This is a genomic window from Pseudomonas sp. PA27(2017) (assembly GCF_001945445.1).
Classification (GTDB): domain Bacteria; phylum Pseudomonadota; class Gammaproteobacteria; order Pseudomonadales; family Pseudomonadaceae; genus Aquipseudomonas.
Genome location: NZ_MSXW01000014.1, coordinates 151,402 through 170,869, shown reverse-complemented (window position 1 = coordinate 170,869; position 19,468 = coordinate 151,402). Strand labels below are relative to the sequence as shown.

At 64.8% G+C, this 19,468-nt stretch carries 16 protein-coding genes; 11 read left to right on the top strand and 5 right to left on the bottom strand.

Features of this window, described 5'->3' with window-relative positions:
* Positions 1-550 precede the first annotated feature (550 nt).
* From BVH06_RS07355 to gatC, 4 genes are all read right to left on the bottom strand, one after another.
* A complete protein-coding gene (locus BVH06_RS07355) occupies positions 551-925 on the bottom strand; it encodes a septal ring lytic transglycosylase RlpA family protein (RefSeq protein ID WP_075933645.1) in 375 nt (124 codons plus the stop codon).
* 63 nt (positions 926-988) lie between these two features.
* On the bottom strand, positions 989-2,437 hold the full coding sequence (gatB, locus tag BVH06_RS07350) for an Asp-tRNA(Asn)/Glu-tRNA(Gln) amidotransferase subunit GatB (RefSeq protein ID WP_075933644.1): 1,449 nt from the start codon (positions 2,435-2,437) through the stop codon (positions 989-991).
* Between the two features lie 12 nt (positions 2,438-2,449).
* Complete coding sequence (gene gatA, locus BVH06_RS07345; RefSeq protein ID WP_075933643.1) at positions 2,450-3,901, bottom strand: Asp-tRNA(Asn)/Glu-tRNA(Gln) amidotransferase subunit GatA; 1,452 nt, start codon at positions 3,899-3,901, stop codon at positions 2,450-2,452.
* Positions 3,902-3,916: 15 nt separating this feature from the next.
* Positions 3,917-4,204, bottom strand: a complete 288-nt coding sequence (gatC, locus tag BVH06_RS07340) for an Asp-tRNA(Asn)/Glu-tRNA(Gln) amidotransferase subunit GatC (RefSeq protein ID WP_013792779.1) — start codon at positions 4,202-4,204, stop codon at positions 3,917-3,919.
* A gap of 328 nt (positions 4,205-4,532) precedes the next feature.
* Between gatC and mreB the strand changes: the two genes are divergently transcribed.
* The 8 genes from mreB to tldD all read left to right on the top strand — a co-directional run bounded on the left by mreB (position 4,533) and on the right by tldD (position 15,466).
* Positions 4,533-5,570, top strand: a complete 1,038-nt coding sequence (gene mreB / locus BVH06_RS07335) for a rod shape-determining protein MreB (RefSeq protein WP_070884352.1) — start codon at positions 4,533-4,535, stop codon at positions 5,568-5,570.
* 81 nt (positions 5,571-5,651) lie between these two features.
* On the top strand, positions 5,652-6,644 hold the full coding sequence (mreC, locus tag BVH06_RS07330) for a rod shape-determining protein MreC (protein ID WP_075929229.1): 993 nt from the start codon (positions 5,652-5,654) through the stop codon (positions 6,642-6,644).
* Entirely contained in the window at positions 6,641-7,129 is a 489-nt protein-coding gene (gene mreD, locus BVH06_RS07325) for a rod shape-determining protein MreD (RefSeq protein WP_075929228.1), read from the top strand. The genes mreC and mreD overlap by 4 nt, the downstream gene beginning before the upstream one ends.
* Positions 7,130-7,163: 34 nt before the next feature.
* Positions 7,164-7,760 carry a nucleoside triphosphate pyrophosphatase gene (locus BVH06_RS07320; protein WP_075929227.1) on the top strand — a complete coding sequence of 199 codons (597 nt, stop codon included), beginning with the start codon at positions 7,164-7,166 and terminating at the stop codon, positions 7,758-7,760.
* An 82-nt stretch (positions 7,761-7,842) separates the two neighbouring features.
* Positions 7,843-9,300 (top strand): ribonuclease G, encoded by a 1,458-nt coding sequence (gene rng / locus BVH06_RS07315; protein WP_075929226.1) that lies wholly within the window; start codon positions 7,843-7,845, stop codon positions 9,298-9,300.
* Between the two features lie 31 nt (positions 9,301-9,331).
* Complete coding sequence (locus BVH06_RS07310; RefSeq protein WP_075933642.1) at positions 9,332-13,159, top strand: YhdP family protein; 3,828 nt, start codon at positions 9,332-9,334, stop codon at positions 13,157-13,159.
* Between the two features lie 13 nt (positions 13,160-13,172).
* Positions 13,173-14,027 (top strand): carbon-nitrogen hydrolase family protein, encoded by an 855-nt coding sequence (locus BVH06_RS07305; protein WP_075933641.1) that lies wholly within the window; start codon positions 13,173-13,175, stop codon positions 14,025-14,027.
* Entirely contained in the window at positions 14,024-15,466 is a 1,443-nt protein-coding gene (gene tldD, locus BVH06_RS07300) for a metalloprotease TldD (protein ID WP_075933640.1), read from the top strand. The genes BVH06_RS07305 and tldD overlap by 4 nt, the downstream gene beginning before the upstream one ends.
* 38 nt (positions 15,467-15,504) lie before the next feature.
* Here tldD and yjgA read toward each other — a convergent pair whose 3' ends face one another.
* Positions 15,505-16,023 carry a ribosome biogenesis factor YjgA gene (gene yjgA, locus BVH06_RS07295; RefSeq protein ID WP_075929222.1) on the bottom strand — a complete coding sequence of 173 codons (519 nt, stop codon included), beginning with the start codon at positions 16,021-16,023 and terminating at the stop codon, positions 15,505-15,507.
* Positions 16,024-16,125: 102 nt separating this feature from the next.
* On the opposite strand from yjgA, the gene pmbA reads away from it, so the two are divergent.
* The 3 genes from pmbA (at position 16,126) to fumC (ending at position 19,467) form a co-directional block, all read left to right on the top strand.
* Positions 16,126-17,472 carry a metalloprotease PmbA gene (gene pmbA, locus BVH06_RS07290; protein WP_075929221.1) on the top strand — a complete coding sequence of 449 codons (1,347 nt, stop codon included), beginning with the start codon at positions 16,126-16,128 and terminating at the stop codon, positions 17,470-17,472.
* A 218-nt stretch (positions 17,473-17,690) separates the two neighbouring features.
* A complete protein-coding gene (locus BVH06_RS25835) occupies positions 17,691-18,086 on the top strand; it encodes a hypothetical protein (RefSeq protein WP_075929220.1) in 396 nt (131 codons plus the stop codon).
* Positions 18,079-19,467: a class II fumarate hydratase FumC gene (gene fumC / locus BVH06_RS07280; RefSeq protein WP_075933639.1), complete on the top strand. Its 1,389-nt coding sequence runs from the start codon at positions 18,079-18,081 to the stop codon at positions 19,465-19,467. The genes BVH06_RS25835 and fumC overlap by 8 nt, the downstream gene beginning before the upstream one ends.
* Position 19,468 lies beyond the last annotated feature (1 nt).

Sequence of the window (19,468 nt, the reverse complement as noted above, 5' to 3'; positions counted from 1 at the left end):
CTCCGACCGAAGGATTCCTTATCGGCGTTTGCGGTGAGTATGGGGTGGGGGAATTCTCCCACTGTCTGGCTTGTCGCTTGCAGAAGCCGCGCATGTCCCTCCACCCCCCGACAGGTTCCTAGCCTAGAACATACAAGCCGCGACCCGCTGCGAATCGTGTGTACGACGCCGGTTTTGCAGCAAGGCCACAATCGAGTTCGCGCCGAGTCGGCGCTCCTACACGGGCGTTGGGTTGCTTGCGATCACTGTGGGAGCCGCGACCCGCGGCGAATCGTGTGTACGACGCCGGTTTTGCAGCAAGGCCACAATCGAGTTCGCGCCGAGTCGGCGCTCCTACACGGGCGTTGGGTTCCTTGCGATCACTGTGGGAGCTGCGACCCGCGGCGAATCGTGTGTACGACGCCGGCTTTGCAGCAAGGCCACAATCGAGTTCGCGCCGAGTCGGCGCTCCTACACGGGCGTTGGGTTGCTCGCGGTCAATGTGGGAGCCCCGCCCCGGGGCGAATCGTTTGGGCAAAACGGCGCCAGGATGGTGCAACTAAGCTGTTGTCTACTTCAGGCTTTCCACACGCACTGGCGCCACGCCCGAGCGGATCATGTCCAGCGCCTCGGCCGCCTTGCGCGACACGTCGATGATCCGCCCGCGGGCGAAGGGGCCGCGGTCGTTGATTCGCACCACTACGCTGCGGTCGTTGTTGAGGTTGGTGACCTTCACCATCGTGCCGAAGGGCAGGGTGCGATGGGCGGCGGTCAGTGCGTTCTGGTCGAAGAGCTCGCCGCTGGCGGTGCGGTTGCCGTGGTGGGCCTTGCCGTAATAGGAGGCCTTGCCCTCGGCGCGGTAATCGCCGGGGACGCCACCGCCAAAGCTGCTACAGCCGGCAAGCAGCAGGCTGAACATCGCCAGCGGTACCGATAATCGACGCATTGCTTTTCTCCATCCCGAACTTCAGATGCGAAAACGCCGGGCAAACCCGGCGTTTTCATAGGCTCAGCCTTCGAGCTTTTTCTTCAGCAGTTCGTTCACTTGCCCCGGGTTGGCTTTGCCCTTGGAGGCTTTCATGGCCTGGCCGACGAAGAAGCCGAACATCTTGCCACGCTTGGCTTCGTCGCTGGCGCGGTACTGTTCTACCTGCTCGGCGTTGGCGGCCAGCACTTCGTCGAGCATCGCCTCGATGGCACCGGAATCGGTGACCTGCTTGAGGCCCTTCTTCTCGATCACTTCATCGGCGGTGGCGCCTTCACCGGCAGCCAGGGCCTCGAAGACCATCTTGGCGATCTTGCCGCTGATGGTGTTGTCCTTGATGCGCAGGATCATGCCGCCCAGTTGCTCGGCGGACACCGGCGACTGCTCGATCTCCAGGCCTTCCTTGTTGAGCAGGCTGGACAGCTCGCCCATCACCCAGTTGGCGGACAGCTTGGCGTCGCCGCAGGTCTTCTCGACTGCTTCGAAGTAGTCGGCCATCTCGCGGCTGGCGCTGAGCACGCTGGCATCGTAGGTGGACAGGCCGAACTGGCTTTCGAAACGCTCGCGCTTCTGCGGCGGCAACTCGGGCAACCCGCTGCGCAGTTCGTCGAGGAAGCTGCGCTCGATCACCACCGGCAGCAGGTCCGGGCAGGGGAAGTAACGGTAGTCGTTGGCTTCTTCCTTGCTGCGCATGGACTTGGTTTTGTTGGCTGCTACGTCGTACAGAACGGTTTCCTGCACGATTTTGTTGCCAGACTCGATCTCGTCGATTTGCCACTCGATCTCGGTATTGATCGCGCGCTCAATGAATTTGAATGAGTTGACGTTCTTGATCTCACGGCGCGTGCCGAATTCGGCCTGGCCTTTCGGACGTACCGACACATTGCAGTCGCAGCGCAGCGAACCTTCGGCCATGTTGCCGTCGCAGATGCCCAGGTAACGCACCAGTGCGTGGATGGCTTTCACATAGGCCACCGCTTCCTTGGCCGAACGGATGTCCGGCTCGGAGACGATTTCCAGCAGCGGCGTGCCGGCGCGGTTCAGGTCGATGCCGCTCATGCCCTGGAAGTCTTCGTGCAGGCTCTTGCCGGCGTCTTCTTCGAGGTGCGCGCGGGTGATGCCGATGCGCTTGACGGTGCCGTCTTCCAGGGTGATGTCGAGGAAGCCCTTGCCAACGATGGGGTGGTCCATCTGGCTGGTCTGGTAGCCCTTCGGCAGGTCCGGGTAGAAGTAGTTCTTGCGCGCGAAGACGTTACGCTCGGCGATCTCGGCGTCGATGGCCAGGCCGAACTGGCAGGCCATGCGCACCGCTTCGGCATTGAGCACCGGCAGGGTGCCGGGCATGCCGAGGTCGACCAGGCTGGCCTGGGTGTTGGGCTCGGCGCCAAAGGTGGTGGCGCTGGCCGAGAAGATCTTCGATTGGGTGCTGAGCTGAGCGTGGATCTCGAGCCCGATGACGGTTTCCCATTGCATATAAAGTGTTCCTCAGAATCCGCTCGGTGCTTGTTGGTGCCAGTCGCTGACCTGCTGGTACTGATGTGCGACGTTGAGCAGGCGGCCTTCCTGGAAGTAGTTGCCAAGCAACTGCACGCCCACCGGCAGGCCGTCGACGAAGCCCGCCGGCATCGACAGACCGGGGATGCCGGCCAGGTTGGCGGTGATGGTGTAGATGTCTTCCAGGTAGGCGGAGACCGGGTCGGCGTTCTTCTCGCCGAGCTTCCAGGCCAGGTTCGGCGTGGTCGGGCCGAGGATCACGTCGACGTCCTTGAAGGCCGCCACGAAGTCATTCTTGATCAGGCGGCGGATCTGCTGGGCCTTGATGTAGTAAGCGTCATAGTAGCCAGCGGACAGTGCATAGGTGCCGACCATGATGCGGCGCTTCACTTCCTCGCCGAAGCCCTCGCCACGGGAGCGCTTGTACAGATCCTGCAGGTCCTTCGGGTTCTCGCAGCGGTAGCCGAAACGCACGCCGTCGAAACGCGACAGGTTGGAACTGGCCTCGGCCGGAGCGATCACGTAGTAGGCCGGGATGGCGTGCTGCATGTTCGGCAGGCTGATGTCTTTGACGGTGGCGCCGAGCTTTTTCAGCGCCTCGACCACGGCCATGACTTTCTCGCCGATGCGCGCGTCCAGGCCGGCACCAAAGTATTCCTTGGGCAGGCCGATGCGCAGGCCCGCCAGCGGCTGGGCGAGGGCTGCCAGGTAATCATCGACCGGTTGATCGACGCTGGTCGAATCCTTCGGGTCGAAACCGGCCATGGCGCCGAGCAGCAGGGCGCAATCCTCGGCAGAGCGGGCCAGCGGGCCGCCCTGGTCGAGGCTGGAGGCGTAGGCGATCATGCCCCAGCGCGACACCCGACCGTAGGTCGGCTTGATGCCGGTGAGGTTGGTCAGCGCGGCCGGCTGGCGAATCGAGCCGCCGGTGTCGGTGCCGGTTGCAGCCGGAATCAGCCGTGCCGCCACGGCAGCTGCGGAGCCGCCGGAGGAACCACCGGGTACACGGCTGGTGTCCCAGGGGTTCTTGACCGGGCCGTAGTGGCTGGATTCGTTGGCCGAGCCCATGGCGAACTCGTCCATGTTGAGCTTGCCGAGGCTGACGGTGCCGGCAGCCTTGAGCTTGTCGACCACGGTGGCGTCGTAGGGGGCCTTGAAGCCGGTGAGGATCTTCGAGCCGCAACTGGTCAGCACGCCCTGGGTGCAGAACAGGTCCTTGTGGGCGATCGGCGCGCCGAGCAGCGGGCCGTTTTCACCCGCAGCGCGGCGGGCGTCGGCGGCCTTGGCCTGCTCGAGGGCCTGGTCGGCGGTGACGGTGATGAAGCTGTTGAGCTGCGGGTCGAGCTGCTCGACGCGGCTCAGCAGACTCTGTGTCAGCTCGGCAGAGGAGAATTGCTTGTCGGCGAGTGCGCGGGCGATCTCGGCCAGGGTCAATTGATGCATGGCGGAAGGCTTTCCTTACTCGATGACTTTGGGAACCAGGTACAGGCCGCTTTCCACGGCCGGGGCGATGGCCTGGTAGGCGTCGCGCTGGTTCGCTTCGGTAACGGCGTCGGCACGCAGACGCTGGGTGGTTTCCAGCGGGTGGGCCAGGGGCTCGATGCCGGTGGTGTCGACCGCCTGCATGTTGTCGATCAGGCCCAGAATGCTGTTGAGGGTTGCGGTGGTCTGTGGCAGTTCACTGTCACTCAGGCCCAGGCGGGCCAGGTGTGCGATCTTTTCCACCTCGGAGCGTTCAAGCGCCATCGGGTTCTCCCTTTGAAAACTGGCCGCCAGGCGGTCGCCAGCGTGCGTATCGGCAGGTACCCGTGCACAGGTGGCAGGGAACGGATGCGTTTGGCTGGCGGTCTAAGGCGGCGACGTGCGGCTTGGGGCGGTTACCGGTAGCGCATGACAGCTTTTCAGTGCTGTCGCCACCCGTGTGAAAGATGCCTCAAGGCCGCGGAAAAACAGGCAATCTAACATATTGGTGCCTTGCTCAAAATCCCTGCCGTTGTTAGAGTTTGCCGCACTTTTTTACCTGCGTGTTTTCTTGCGCCGATCTTTACCACGCGTTGCCTAGGGTCCCTATCCCATGTTCAAAAAACTGCGTGGCATGTTTTCCAGCGATCTGTCGATTGACCTGGGCACTGCCAATACCCTCATTTATGTACGCGAGCGCGGCATCGTCCTGAACGAGCCGTCGGTCGTCGCCATTCGTACCCATGGCAATCAGAAGAGCGTCGTCGCTGTCGGTACCGACGCCAAGCGCATGCTCGGTCGTACTCCTGGCAACATCGCCGCCATTCGCCCGATGAAGGACGGCGTGATCGCCGACTTCAGCGTCTGCGAAAAGATGCTGCAGTACTTCATCAACAAGGTTCACGAAAACAGCTTCCTGCAGCCGTCGCCGCGCGTGCTGATCTGCGTGCCGTGCAAGTCGACCCAGGTCGAGCGCCGCGCCATCCGTGAATCCGCCCTGGGCGCCGGTGCCCGCGAAGTGTTCCTGATCGAAGAACCAATGGCCGCTGCCATCGGTGCCGGCCTGCCGGTCGAAGAGGCCCGTGGTTCGATGGTCGTCGATATCGGCGGTGGTACTACCGAAATCGCGCTGATCTCCCTGAACGGTGTGGTTTACGCCGAATCCGTGCGGGTTGGTGGCGACCGCTTCGACGAAGCCATCATCACCTACGTGCGCCGCAACTACGGCTCGCTGATCGGCGAGTCCACCGCCGAGCGCATCAAGCAGGAAATTGGCACCGCTTACCCGGGCGGCGAGATTCGTGAAGTCGACGTGCGTGGCCGTAACCTGGCCGAAGGCGTACCGCGCAGCTTCACCCTCAACTCCAACGAAGTGCTCGAAGCGCTGCAGGAGTCCCTGGCGACCATCGTTCAGGCGGTCAAGAGCGCCCTGGAGCAGTCGCCGCCGGAGCTGGCTTCGGACATCGCCGAGCGCGGCCTGGTGCTGACCGGTGGTGGCGCGCTGCTGCGTGACCTCGACAAGCTGCTGAGCCAGGAAACCGGCCTGCCGGTGATCGTCGCCGAGGATCCGCTGACCTGCGTCGCCCGTGGCGGCGGCAAGGCGCTGGAAATGATGGATCGCCACACCATGGATCTGCTGTCCACCGAATAAGCCGCACGCCTCACGCTGCAGCAGCTCGGAAGCTACCATCGCGCCGCATGCAGCTTCCGGGCAGGCTACGAGGTAATCGCCATAAAGCCGCTATTCGCCAAAGGTCCGTCGCTCGGTGTACGCCTGCTGGTGTTCGCCGTGCTGTCGGCCACTCTGATGGTCGTCGACGCCCGTCTTACCGTCCTGCAGTCGGTTCGTAGCCAGCTCGGCCTGATCGTCGAGCCCGTCTACTGGCTCGGCCGCCTGCCGGTCACCCTGTGGGAAAGCGCCACCCAGGAACTCAGCTCACGCAACGAGCTGGCCGCCGAGAACGAGAAGCTCAAGGCCGAACAGCTGATGATGCAGCGCCGCCTGCAGAAGCTGGCCGCGCTGACCGAGCAGAACGTGCGGCTGCGCGAGCTGCTCAACTCCTCGGCCCTGGTCGACGACGAGGTGCTGGCCACCGAGCTGATCGGTATCGACCCCAACCCTTTCACCCATCGCATTCTCATCGACAAGGGCGAGAAGGACGGCGTGGTGCTCGGCCAGCCGGTGCTCGATGCCCGCGGCCTGATGGGCCAGGTGGTCGAAGTGATGCCGTACACCTCCCGTGTGCTGCTGCTCACCGATACCACCCACAGTATTCCCGTGCAGGTCAACCGCAACGGCCTGCGCGCCATCGCCACCGGCACTGGCAACCCCGAGCGCCTGGAACTGCGCCATGTGGCCGACACCGCCGACATCAAGGAAGGCGACCTGCTGGTCAGTTCCGGCCTTGGCCAGCGCTTCCCTGCCGGCTATCCGGTGGCTACGGTGACCGAGGTGGTGCACGACTCCGGCCAGCCGTTCGCCATCGTGCGCGCAGTGCCGACCGCCAATCTCAACCGGACCCGCTACATGCTGCTGGTTTTCACCGACCCGCGCACGCCGGAGCAGCGCGCTGCCGAGTCGGCCGAGGCCCAGGAGGAGGTCGATCGCCGCGCCCTCGAGCATCCCGATGCCGAGGCGCCGGTCGAGGATGCGCCGCCAGTCGAAGCGCCGGCACCTGAAGCTGCGCCGGCAGAACCCGCCGGCGCTGAGGAGGCCCGCCAATGATCGCCACCCGTTCCAGCAACCTCTGGGTGATCTGGGCCAGCCTGGTACTGGCGCTGCTGCTCAGTGTGTCCACGCTGCCGCGTTTCATGGAGATCGGCCGGCCGCTGTGGCTGGCGCTGTTTCTCACCTACTGGGTGCTGGCGGTTCCGCACCGCGTCGGCATGACCAGTGCCTTCTGCATCGGCCTGCTGGCGGACGTGCTCAACGGCACGCTGCTGGGACAGAACGCGCTGATCCTCACCCTCATCACCTTTCTGGTGTTGAGCCTGCACCAGCGCCTGCGCATGTTTCCCATGTGGCAGCAGAGCATGGTGCTGCTGGTGGTGTTCGGCGTGGCCCAACTGGTGCAACTGTGGCTCAACGCCCTGACCGGCAACCGCCCGCCGACTCTGGCCTTCGTGTTGCCGGCTCTGGTCAGCGCGCTGCTCTGGCCCTGGGTGTGCACCCTGCTGCGCGCGGTGCACCGGCGCATGCGAGTCAACTGAACCGCGCTGCGGCGCTTGATTGCGAGACCTGTGCATGACCACGCTCTACCTGGCCTCTGCGTCGCCGCGCCGTCGCGAGCTGCTCGCGCAGATCGGCGTTTCCTTCGCCACTCATGTGGTGCCCATCGATGAAACCCCACAGCCGGGCGAGGCGCCAGCCGCCTACGTCGAGCGCCTGGCGCTAGCCAAGGCGCAGGCGGCCTTCGATACCCTGGCGGATCACCAGGACGCCGTGGTGCTCGGTTCAGACACCGCCGTGGTGCTCGATGGCCGTATTCTCGGTAAGCCCGTCGACCGCGAGGATGCGCTGGCCACGCTGGCTGCGCTGTCCGGCCGCGAGCATCAGGTGCTGACCGCCGTCGCGCTGGTCAGCCAGGCCCGCGCCGAGGCCCGTGTGGTGACCAGCACGGTGCGCTTCAAACCCCTCGACCGGACACAGATCGAAGCGTATTGGGCCACTGGCGAGCCGCGCGACAAGGCCGGCAGTTATGGTATTCAGGGGCTGGCTGCAGTGTTCGTCAGCCAGATGCAGGGCAGTTATTCAGCGGTGGTCGGCCTGCCGTTGTGCGAGACTGCCGAACTGCTCGCGCAATTCGCGATTCCGTGCTGGCAACAGACTGCCAGCGCATAACCCAGAGGTTGCAGGCCGCGATGGTACGGGCGTGATGGGCCCGGCGCTGCTTTCAACTTCATCTCAGCCAAGAGATGGGCGCATGAGTGAAGAAATCCTGATCAACATCACGCCGATGGAGTCGCGCGTGGCGGTGGTGGAAAACGGTGTCCTGCAGGAGGTGCACGTCGAGCGCACCCAGCGCCGTGGCATCGTCGGCAACATCTATAAAGGCAAAGTGGTGCGCGTGCTGCCCGGCATGCAGGCGGCGTTCGTCGACATCGGCCTGGAGCGTGCGGCGTTCATCCATGCTTCGGAAATTTCCAGCCGCGAAGGCAGCGCCGTGGAGAGCATCAGCGCCCTGGTGCACGAAGGCCAGAGCCTGACCGTGCAGGTCACCAAGGACCCCATCGGTAGCAAGGGCGCGCGCCTGACCACCCAGCTGTCGATCCCGTCGCGTTATCTGGTGTACATGCCGCGCACCAGTCATGTCGGCATCTCCCTGAAGATCGAAGACGAAGCCGAGCGCGAGCGCCTCAAGCAGGTGGTCGCCGATTGCGTGGCCGCCGAAGGCATTGCCGAAGCCGGTGGTTTCATCCTGCGCACCGCGGCCGATGGCGCGCGGGCCGACGAGATCCTCGTCGACATCCGCTACCTGCGCCGCCTGTGGACGCAGATCGGCGAACAGATGAAGAGTGCGCCGACGCCCTCGGTGATCTACGAAGACCTGAGCCTGGCCCTGCGTACCCTGCGCGATCTGGTCGGCCCGCGCTCCGAGAAGATCCGCGTCGACTCGCGGGAAACCTTCGGCAAGATCACCAGCTTCGTCGCCGAACTGATGCCGGAGATCGCCGATCGTCTGGAGCACTATCCGGGCGAGCGGCCGATCTTCGACCTGCATGGCATCGAGGACGAGATCCAGAAGGCCCTGGAGCGCAAGGTGCCGCTCAAGTCCGGCGGCTACCTGATCATTGATCCGGCCGAGGCGATGACCACCATCGACGTCAATACCGGCGCCTTCGTCGGTCACCGCACGCTCGAGGAAACCATCTTCAAGACCAATCTCGAAGCGGCCACCGCGATTGCCCGGCAACTGCGCCTGCGCAACCTCGGCGGGATCATCATCATCGACTTCATCGACATGGAAGACGAGGAGCACCAGCGCCAGGTGTTGCGTACCCTGGAAAAACAGCTGGAGCGCGATCACGCCAAGACCAACATCATCGGCATCACCGAACTTGGCCTGGTACAGATGACCCGCAAGCGCACCCGCGAAAGCCTCGAGCAGGTGCTGTGCGAGCCGTGCAGCCACTGCCAGGGTCGCGGCAAGCTGAAAACCGCGGAAACCACTTGCTACGAGATCTTCCGCGAAATTCTTCGTGAAGCCCGCGCCTACCAGCCCGAGGGCTACCGCGTGCTGGCCAACCAGAAGGTGGTCGACCGTCTGCTCGACGAAGAGTCGGGCAACGTCGCCGACCTCGAAGCATTCATAGGACGAACCATCAAGTTCCAGGTCGAAACCATGTACTCCCAGGAACAATACGATGTGGTGCTGCTTTGAAGGCGCCCGGCCGGAACGGAGCATGAACTGAATGGCGCGTTTGGGGCTGGCGTTCGCCACGCTGTTGCGCTGGAGCCTGGGGCTGTGTGCGCTGGGCCTGGTGCTGGCCGCCTTTTATGTGAGCCTTGGTCGCCAGCTGGTACCTTTGGTGGCCGAGTATCGTGAGGAGGCGCAAACCCGCGCCAGCGAGGCCCTGGGCATGCCGGTCGCCATTGGCGCGCTGGAAGGCCACTGGAGCGGTTTCGCGCCGCTGCTGACCGTGCGCGATCTGCGTATTGGCGAAGGCGAGCAGGCGCTAGCGCTCGAGCAGGTGAAGGTGGTGCCTGACCTGCTCGGCAGCCTGATGGCCTGGCAACCGCGCCTCGCCGACCTGCAGCTCGATGGCCTGAGCCTGACCCTGCGCGAGGACGAGCAGGGCGCCTGGCATGTGGACGGCCTGCCGCAACGGCAGAATCAGCCGCCGCTGGATGTCGCCAAGGCGTTGCGCCAGTCCCGGGTGCTCGGCCATCTTTCCCTGCTCGGCAGCCGGGTGAGCGTCCAGCCGCTCGGGCAGGAGCCGCTGCAACTCACCGACATCAACCTCAGCGTCGATAACGGCAGCAGCCGTCAGCGCCTGAACGCGCGCCTGCATCTGCCGGATGGCCAACCCCTGGCTCTGCAGCTGCGCACGCGTATCCAGCCCGATCACTGGCAGGACGCCCGCGCCGAGCTTTATCTGAATGCGCCGCAGAGCGACTGGGCAGCCTGGCTGCCGCCCAGGCTGACGCGCGACTGGCACCTCGACAACCTGCAACTGGGCGGAGAGCTGTGGGGCGTGTGGGATCAGCGTCAGTTACAGCGCGCGGTCACCCGCCTGCATGCCCCGGCCATCAAGGGGCATTATGGCGAGCGCAAGTCCGTCGCCCTCAAGGACCTGGCCCTGAATGCCTACTTCGAGCGCAACGGTGATGACTTCGACCTGTTGCTGGATGATTTCGCCTTCAGCCGCGGCGACGACCGCTGGGGTGAAGCACGCATCGCCCTGGGCCATCAGGCTGCCAAGGACGACCAGTCACAGCGTTGGAAGCTGAGCGCCGACCGCCTCGATGTCGGCCCTCTGGTGCCGTTGGTCGAGAGCTTGGCGCCGCTGCCGGACACGGCGCTGGATCTGTTGCAGACCCTCAAGCCCCATGGCGGCCTGCGTAACCTCAACGCCAGCTATCAGCCGGAGGCGCAAGGTCCGCAGCGCCTGCAGTTCTCTGCCAACCTGGAGCGTGTCGGCTTTTCCGCCTGGCATGCCTCGCCTGCCGTCGAGAACGGCAGTGGCAGCATCACCGGCGACCTCGGCGGCGGCGAGCTGAAGGTCGACAGCGAAGATTTCTCCCTGCACCTGACCACCCTGTTCCCAAAGGCCTGGGTCTACCAAGAGGCCAAGGGTCGGCTGACCTGGACCCTCGACGACGAAGGCTTCACCCTGCGCGCGCCCTATTTGCAGGTGGTGGGCGAAGAGGGCAAGGTGGCTGGCGACTTCCTGATCCGCATGCTCAAGGACCCCGAGCGCGAGGACTACATGGACCTGCGCGTCGGTATGCGCGACGGCGATGCGCGCTTCACCGAGAAATACCTGCCGACGCCGGTGCTCAGCCCGGCCCTCGACGAATGGCTGAAGACCGCCATCCACAGCGGCAAGGTCAACGAGGGCTACTTTCAGTATCAGGGTTCGATCAACCGCAACCCCGATCCTGCAGTGCGCAGCATCAGCCTGTTCTTCGACGTGGAGGACGCCGAGCTGGCCTTTCAGCCCGGCTGGCCCACGTTGCGTGATGCCCGTGGGCAGGTGCTGATCGAAGACAGCGGCGTACGCGTGCGGGTTTCCGAAGGCAGCATCCTGAACAGCCGTGTGCGCGAAGCGTTCGCTGATATCCCCCATGTCGACGCTGGCCAGACCCCACACCTGAAACTCAACGGCAAGCTGCAGAGCAGCGTTGGCGACGGCCTGAAGATTCTTCAGGAAACACCGCTGGGTGTCGCCGATACCTTCGCCGGCTGGAAGGGCGAGGGCGTCCTGGATGGTGCGCTGGATCTGGACATTCCGCTGCAGAAAGGCGAGCCGGCCAACGTGATCGTCGACTTCAGCGCCGACAAGGCCTCGCTGGCGATCAGCAAGCCGGAGCTGCAACTGAGTGACGTGACCGGCGATTTCCGCTACGACACGAGCAAGGGCCTGAGCGCACCGTCGATAACTGCGCGGGCGCTTGGCCACGCCATTCGTGGCAAGGCGGTGGCCGATGGCCGGCCGGGTCAGGCGCGCAGCCATATCGAAGCCAATGGTGTGGTGGCCCTGAACAACCTGACGCAATGGCTGGGCGTCACGCAGAAGCTGCCCGCCGAAGGCACCCTGCCGTATCGCCTGCGGTTGAGCCTGGAGGGAGCGCAAAGCCAGTTGCGCGTCGACTCCAACCTCAAGGGCCTGAGCATTGCGCTGCCGGCACCCTTCGGCAAGGCGAGCAACGAAGAGCGTTACGCTGATTGGCGCATGACTTTCAGCGGCGCCGAGCAGCGCTACTGGCTCGACTACGCCGATGTCGCCAGCTTTACCCTTGCCGCGCCACCGGGCAAGTTCGAGCAGAGCCGTGGTGAGCTGCGCCTCGGTGACGGCCCGGCGATTCTGCCGACCACCCGTGGCGTGCGCGTGCGGGGCCGTGTCGCCCAGGTCAACCTGGCCGAGTGGCAGAAGGCGATCGAGCCCTACCAGCAGTCGTCCCGCCAGAATGCCCAGCAACTGTTCAGCGACGCCGAGCTGCGCATCGGGCGTTTCGAGGGGCTCGGTCAGCAGCTCGACGATCTCGATGTCGGCTTGCGTCCGCTCGATGGCGGTTGGTCGCTGAGCCTGGACAGCACTCTGGCCAAGGGCCGTATCGATCTGTTCGAGGCAACCGGCAAGCCTATCGTCGCCGACATGGAATACGTGCGCCTGCCGGCGTCCAAGCCGAAGACCGAGAACGCGCCGGAGCCGGAAGCACCAGACCCGCTGGCCGACTTCGACCCGCGGCAGATTCCTGCGCTGGATCTGCGCATCGCCCACGTGTTCCAGGGCGACGACGACATGGGCACCTGGTCGCTCAAGGCGCGCCCGGATGCCCAGGGCGTGCAGTTCAGCGACCTGGATATCAACCTCAAGGGCCTCAAGCTGGGCGGCGCGATCGGCTGGCAGGGCGTGCCGGGGCAGACGCGCAGCTGGTACAAGGGGCGCATGCAGGGCGAGAAATTATCCGAAGTGCTCAAGGCGTGGGGCTACGCGCCATCGGCGACCAGCGAGAGCTTCCGCCTGGATGCTGATGGGCATTGGCCAGGCTCTCCCGCCTGGTTCAGCCTCAAGCGCTATTCCGGCAGCCTCGATGCGGCGCTGCGCAAAGGTCAGTTCGTCGACGTACAGGGCTCGGCCTCGGCGCTGCGAGTGTTCGGCCTGCTCAACTTCAACTCCATCGGCCGTCGCCTGCGTCTCGATTTTTCCGACCTGCTCGACAAGGGCTTGAGCTACGACCGGGTGAAAGGCAACCTGCTGGCCACCGACGGCGTTTTCGTCACCCAGGAGCCGATCACCATGACCGGTCCGTCGAGCAACTTGGAGCTCAACGGTACCTTGAACATGGTCAACGAGGGGATCGATGCCAAGCTGCTGGTCACCCTGCCGGTCACCAACAACCTGCCAATCGCCGCATTGATCGTTGGGGCACCGGCTATCGGCGGCGCGCTGTTCATCGCCGACAAGCTGCTCGGCGACCGCGTGGCGCGCTTCGCCAGCGTGCAGTACGACGTCAAGGGCACGCTGCACGACCCGGAGCTGAAATTCGACAAGCCGTTCGAGAAGCCCAACTGAGCCGGAGGTGCCGATGCCATTCGCCGTGATCCAGATGGTCAGCCAGGACGATATCGCCGCCAACCTCCAGCAGGCTCGGCGCCTGCTGGAGCAAGCGGCGGCGGATGGCGCACGACTGGCCGTGCTGCCGGAAAACTTTTCGGCCCTGGGCCGGCACGATGCCGCCGCCCTGGGTCGGCTGGAGGCCAGCGGCGAGGGGCCGGTATTACCCTGGCTGCGGCGCACTGCCCGAGAGCTCGGCCTGTGGATCGTTGCCGGCACCTTGCCGCTGCCGCCGCAAGGCGAGCCCGAAGGCAAGCCGCGGGCCTGCTCGCTACTGGTCGATGAGCACGGCCAGTTCGTCGCGCGCTACGACAAGCTGCACCTGTTCGATGTGGACGTCAGCGACAGCCGCGGCCGCTATCGCGAGTCGGACGACTATGCCCATGGCGGGCAAATAGTGTTGGCCGACACACCCGTCGGGCGTCTGGGTTTGACCGTTTGCTATGACCTGCGCTTTCCTGAGCTATATGGCGCCCTGCGTGAGGCAGGCGCCGAGCTGATCACTGCGCCCTCGGCCTTCACCCGGGTTACCGGGGCGGCGCACTGGGAGGTGCTGATCCGCGCCCGCGCCATCGAAACCCAGTGCTACCTGCTGGCGGCGGCCCAGGGCGGCATTCACCCTGGCGGCCGAGAAACCCACGGCCACAGCCTGATCGTCGACCCCTGGGGGCGTAAGCTGGCAGAGTACGCCGAGGGTGAAACGATGCTGCTGGCCAAGCGCGATGCCGGCGAGCAGCTGGCGATCCGCGAGCGCATGCCTGTGCTGCGACACAAACGATTTTTCGCTGCGGCCGAGCCGCGGCAGCCTGATGTGGAGACCTTATGAGCGACCTGTTATCGACCGTCAGCGAGCAACTGCTGAGCCCCGGCGGCCTGACCCTGGAGCATCTGCCTGGCGTGCTCGGCGAGCTGGCCGGCCCTGGCATCGACGCCGCCGACCTGTACTTCCAGACCCAGGTCTCGGAAACCTGGGTGCTCGAAGACGGCATCGTCAAGGAAGGCAGTTTCAACCTCGATCAGGGCGTGGGGGTGCGTGCCCAGTCCGGTGAAAAGACCGGCTTCGCCTACAGCAATGCCATCACCCCCGAAGCGCTGAGCCAGGCGGCTCGCGCCGCGCGCTCGATTGCCCGCGCCGGCCAGCAGGGCCGCGTGCAGGCCTTCAAGGCTACCGAAGTGATGCCGCTGTACGCCGCCGACAACCCGCTGGACGTGATCGACCGTGCCCAGAAGGTCGAGCTGCTCAAGCGCATCGACGTCGCCACCCGCGGCCTGGATCCGCGCATCAAGCAAGTGACGGTGAGCCTGGCCGGCGTCTGGGACCGCGTGCTGGTCGCAGCCACCGACGGCAGCCTGGGCGCCGATATCCGCCCGCTGGTGCGCTTCAACGTCAGTGTGATCGTCGAGCAGAACGGCCGTCGTGAGCGCGGCGGCCACGGCGGCGGTGGGCGTACCGACTACCGCTATTTTCTCAGCGAAGACCGGGCCATGGGCTACGCCCGCGAGGCGCTGCGCCAGGCGTTGGTCAACCTCGAGGCGATCGCCGCACCGGCCGGCACCCTGCCGGTGGTGATGGGTGCCGGCTGGTCCGGCGTGCTGCTGCACGAGGCGGTCGGCCACGGCCTGGAGGGCGACTTCAACCGCAAGGGCAGTTCCAACTACAGTGGCAAGATCGGCCAGCAGGTGGCGTCAAAACTGTGCACCATCGTCGACGACGGCACCCTGGCCGAGCGCCGTGGTTCGTTGAGCATGGACGACGAGGGCACGCCGACCCAGTGCACCACGCTGATCGAGAACGGCATGCTCAAGGGCTACATGCAGGACAAGCTCAACGCCCGCCTGATGGGCGTGGCGCGCACCGGCAACGGCCGCCGCGAATCCTACTCGCACCTGCCGATGCCGCGCATGACCAACACCTACATGCTGGCTGGCGAGAGCGACCCCGAGGAAATCATCCGGTCGGTGAAGAAGGGCATCTACTGCGCCAACCTCGGCGGCGGTCAGGTCGACATCACCAGCGGCAAGTTCGTGTTTTCCACCAGCGAGGCTTACCTGATCGAGGACGGCAAGATCACCGCACCGGTCAAGGGCGCGACCCTGATCGGCAACGGCCCGGAGGCGATGAGCCGGGTATCGATGGTCGGCAACGACCTGGCGCTGGACAGCGGCGTCGGTACCTGCGGCAAGGATGGTCAGTCGGTGCCGGTCGGCGTCGGTCAGCCTACCCTGAAGATCGATGCGATCACAGTCGGCGGGACCGGCGCGTGATGGGCGCGGGCGGGGGCGTCACCCGCGCAGGACGGCGCCTAGCGCAGGCCGCGCTGGGCGTCGTCGAGCTCGCGGATGTACTTGAAAATCTTGCGTGAGGCGGCCGGCGCCTTGTTCTGGGCCGCTTCGTGCTGGGCGTGGCGAATCAGCCCGCGCAGGTGCTGGCGGTCGGCGTCGGGGTACTCGGTGATGAATTTTTCCAGCACCTCGTCGTTGCCCTCGATCAGCCGGTCACGCCAGCGCTCGAGGTTGTGGAAGCGTTCGTTGTATTGGCGCGTGGATGCGTCGACCTGGTCGAGCAGCGCGACGATGGCGTCGATGTCCTGTTCGCGCATCAGCTTGCCGATGAACTGGACATGGCGCTTCTTGGCCGAATTGGCGGTGTGCTTCGGTGCTTCTTCCAGGGCGCGGCGCAGGGCGTCGGTCAGCGGCAGCTTGCGCTGCAAGTCGGGCTTGAGGCCGGCCAGGCGCTGGCCCAGTTCCTGAAGCGCATGCAGCTCGCGCTTGACCTGGGATTTGCTCTTCTCGCCGGAGAAGTCATCGGAGTAATCAGACATGGGGCGGTGATCCAATGGGAAACGCCGCCATGATAGCAGCAAGTTTCTTGCCGCATGCGCGACCCGCGTCGTTGCCGCTGTGGCTATCGTTCAGGAGTCGTTATGAGTGAAGTGGAAGTAGTCGGACCCGCCGCGTTGCCCGGTTTGCAGGCGCAGGTCGAACAGATTATCGCCGAGGCCAAAAAGCAGGGCGCCACCGCCTGCGAGGTCGCCGTATCGGTAGAGCAGGGGCTTTCCACCACGGTGCGTCAGCGCGAGGTGGAAACCGTCGAGTTCAATCGCGACCAGGGTTTCGGCATCACCCTGTACGTGGGCCAGCGCAAAGGCTCGGCCAGTACCTCGGCCACCGGCGAGGCAGCCATTCGCGAAACCGTGGCCGCCGCCCTGGCGATTGCCAAGCACGCCTCCGAGGACGAAAGCGCCGGCCTGGCCGATGCCGCACTGATGGCCCGCGACCTGCCGGAGCTGGACCTCTATCACGCCTGGGACATCACCCCCGAGCAAGCCGTCGAGCGTGCATTGATCTGCGAAGCGGCGGCCTTCGATGCCGATGCGCGCATTCGCAATGCCGATGGCACCAGCCTGGGTACCCACCAGGGCTGCCGCGTGTATGGCAACAGCCATGGCTTCATCGGCGGTTACGCCAGCACCCGCCACAGCCTCAGTTGCGTGATGATCGCCGAGAGCGAAGGGCAGATGCAGCGCGATTACTGGTATGACGTGAACCGCCAGGGCAATCTGCTCGCTGACCCTGCCAGCATCGGCCGGCGCGCCGCGCAACGGGCGGTCAGCCGCCTTGGCGCTCGGCCGGTGCCGACCTGCGAGGTGCCGGTGTTGTTTTCCGCGGAGTTGGCCACCGGGCTGTTCGGCAGCTTTCTCGGCGCCATCTCAGGTGGCGCCCTGTACCGCAAGTCGTCGTTCCTGGAAGGCACTCTGGGCGAGCAACTGTTCCCGTCCTGGTTGAATCTCGACGAGCGCCCGCACATTCCGCGGGCCATGGGCAGCGCCGCGTTCGATGGCGACGGGCTGGCCACTTACGCCAAGCCGTTCGTCGAGGGTGGCCGGCTGGTTTCCTACATCCTGAGCACCTACTCCGGGCGCAAGCTGGGCATGCCCAGCACCGCCAATGCCGGAGGCGTACACAACCTGTTCGTCAGCCACGGCGAGGAAGATCAGCAGGCACTGATCAAGCGCATGGGTCGCGGTCTGTTGGTCACCGAGTTGATGGGCCACGGCCTGAACATGGTGACCGGTGACTATTCACGCGGTGCGGGCGGTTACTGGGTCGAAAATGGCGAGATCCAGTTCGCCGTGCAGGAGGTGACCATCGCCGGCAACATGCGCGACATGTTCCGGCAGATCGTCGCGGTGGGTAGCGATCTGGAACTGCGCAGCAATATCCGCACGGGCTCGGTGTTGATCGAGAAAATGACCGTCGCCGGCAGTTGAGTTCAACGGGGCATCCCAGGTGCCCTTTTCTCGAAAACCGTCGCGCAAGGCGACGGTTTTAGATACTCGTGTTTCCCTTCATAAGGCTCACCGGGCATATCTGCCTACTTCCCGCTTACTCCTTCCTGCTGAATCGGCATCTGCGTTTGCATTTACCGCAAGGGATTGATTATTTTTCCTATTTAGGAATTAATATCATTATCTTTTGAGGGATTGCCATGAGATTTCGCACGAGCAATACGCCCTGTCTGGATTGCTGGCACTGGCTGGGATTCAGGATTCGCTGCGCGCTGCTGCCGGACGAGCCGCGGCTGCTGGAACTGCATTGGGCCCAGGGCAGGCAGTTGGTCGAACACGGGCGCCTGTGCCCCTGGCGGATGTCGCTGACCACCCTGACCCTGCTCATGGACACCGCCTGCGATACGGCGCTGCCCTGGCACTGGCGCAGTGTCTGCCTGGATCACGCCTACCGCTCGCTCTATGCCCTGCAGCACCTGGCGGTCGACCGCGAGCAGCAAGGCAGCCTCAATCGCGCGCGCAATCGTCTGGCAACGTTGCGCATGCAGCCCTCGCTTTCTATGTCCGAACTGGCAGAAGGAAATCCTTATGAGTAACCACCGCAGCGACACCCGTATCGAACGCGACAGCATGGGTGAACTGGCTGTGCCCGCCGCAGCGCTGTATGGCGCCCAGACCCAGCGTGCGGTCAACAACTTCCCGGTGTCGGGGCAGGCCATGCCCGAGGCGTTCATACGAGCCTTGGTGCTGGCCAAGGCGGCGGCCGCTCGCGCCAACGTCGACCTGGAGCAGATCCTGCCCGCCCAGGGCGATGCAATCGTCGCGGCATGCCAGCAATTGCTGGCCGAAGACTTCATGCAGCATTTTCCGGTGGATGTGTTTCAGACCGGCTCCGGCACCAGCTCCAACATGAACGCCAACGAGGTGATCGCCACCCTGGCCACGCGCATTCTGGGCGAGCCGATCAACCCCAACGATCACGTCAACTGCGGCCAGAGCAGCAATGACATCATCCCCACCACCATCCATGTCAGTGCCGCCATCGAGGTCAGCGAAAAGCTGCTGCCCGCCCTGGGGCATCTGCTCGAAGTGCTGTGCAACAAATCCCTGGCGGTGCAGCCGTACGTGAAGACCGGCCGTACTCACCTGATGGATGCCATGCCCGTGCGCATGAGCCAGGTGCTCGATGGCTGGGCTCAGCAGATCCAGGCCAACATCCAGCTACTCACCGGGTTGCTGCCGGCGCTGCAGGCGCTGGCTCAGGGCGGCACCGCGGTGGGCACCGGCATCAACGCCCATCCGCGTTTTGCCGAGCTGTTCTGCCAGGAGCTCAATGCCCTGACCGGTCGGCAGTTCACGCCGGGCACCAATTTCTTCGCTCTGATCGGCTCCCAGGATACCGCGGTCGCGCTGTCCGGCCAGCTCAAGACCACTGCCGTTTCGCTGATGAAAATCGCCAACGACCTGCGCTGGATGAACTCGGGGCCCCTGGCCGGCCTCAGCGAGATCGAGCTGGAAGCCCTGCAGCCCGGCTCGTCGATCATGCCCGGCAAGGTCAACCCGGTGATCCCCGAAGCCACCGCCATGGTCGCCGCCCAGGTAATCGGCAATGACGCCGCCATCGCCGTGGCCGGGCAGTCCGGCAACTTCGAGTTGAACGTCATGCTGCCGGTCATCGCCCACAACCTGCTCGGCAGCATCGAGCTGCTGGCCAATGTCAGCCGCCTGCTGGCCGACCGCGCCATCGCCAGCTTCAAGGTCAACGAGCCCAAGCTCAAGGAAGCGTTGGGGCGCAATCCGATTCTGGTAACCGCGCTCAATCCGTTGATCGGCTACCAGAAAGCTGCGGAAATCGCCAAGAAAGCCTACCGCGAAGGCCGCCCCATCATCGATGTAGCCGAGGAAATGACCGAGCTGGGCCGTGCCGAACTGGAACAGCTGCTCAACCCTGAACGCCTTACCGAAGGTGGTCTCTAGG

Coding starts and splice junctions, on each gene's coding strand:
- BVH06_RS07355 (WP_075933645.1), bottom strand. CDS start 925: ATGCGTCGATTATCGGTACCGCTGGCGATGTTCAGCCTGCTGCTTGCC.
- gatB (WP_075933644.1), bottom strand. CDS start 2,437: ATGCAATGGGAAACCGTCATCGGGCTCGAGATCCACGCTCAGCTCAGC.
- gatA (WP_075933643.1), bottom strand. CDS start 3,901: ATGCATCAATTGACCCTGGCCGAGATCGCCCGCGCACTCGCCGACAAG.
- gatC (WP_013792779.1), bottom strand. CDS start 4,204: ATGGCGCTTGAACGCTCCGAGGTGGAAAAGATCGCACACCTGGCCCGC.
- mreB (WP_070884352.1), top strand. CDS start 4,533: ATGTTCAAAAAACTGCGTGGCATGTTTTCCAGCGATCTGTCGATTGAC.
- mreD (WP_075929228.1), top strand. CDS start 6,641: ATGATCGCCACCCGTTCCAGCAACCTCTGGGTGATCTGGGCCAGCCTG.
- BVH06_RS07320 (WP_075929227.1), top strand. CDS start 7,164: ATGACCACGCTCTACCTGGCCTCTGCGTCGCCGCGCCGTCGCGAGCTG.
- rng (WP_075929226.1), top strand. CDS start 7,843: ATGAGTGAAGAAATCCTGATCAACATCACGCCGATGGAGTCGCGCGTG.
- BVH06_RS07310 (WP_075933642.1), top strand. CDS start 9,332: ATGGCGCGTTTGGGGCTGGCGTTCGCCACGCTGTTGCGCTGGAGCCTG.
- BVH06_RS07305 (WP_075933641.1), top strand. CDS start 13,173: ATGCCATTCGCCGTGATCCAGATGGTCAGCCAGGACGATATCGCCGCC.
- tldD (WP_075933640.1), top strand. CDS start 14,024: ATGAGCGACCTGTTATCGACCGTCAGCGAGCAACTGCTGAGCCCCGGC.
- yjgA (WP_075929222.1), bottom strand. CDS start 16,023: ATGTCTGATTACTCCGATGACTTCTCCGGCGAGAAGAGCAAATCCCAG.
- pmbA (WP_075929221.1), top strand. CDS start 16,126: ATGAGTGAAGTGGAAGTAGTCGGACCCGCCGCGTTGCCCGGTTTGCAG.
- BVH06_RS25835 (WP_075929220.1), top strand. CDS start 17,691: ATGAGATTTCGCACGAGCAATACGCCCTGTCTGGATTGCTGGCACTGG.
- fumC (WP_075933639.1), top strand. CDS start 18,079: ATGAGTAACCACCGCAGCGACACCCGTATCGAACGCGACAGCATGGGT.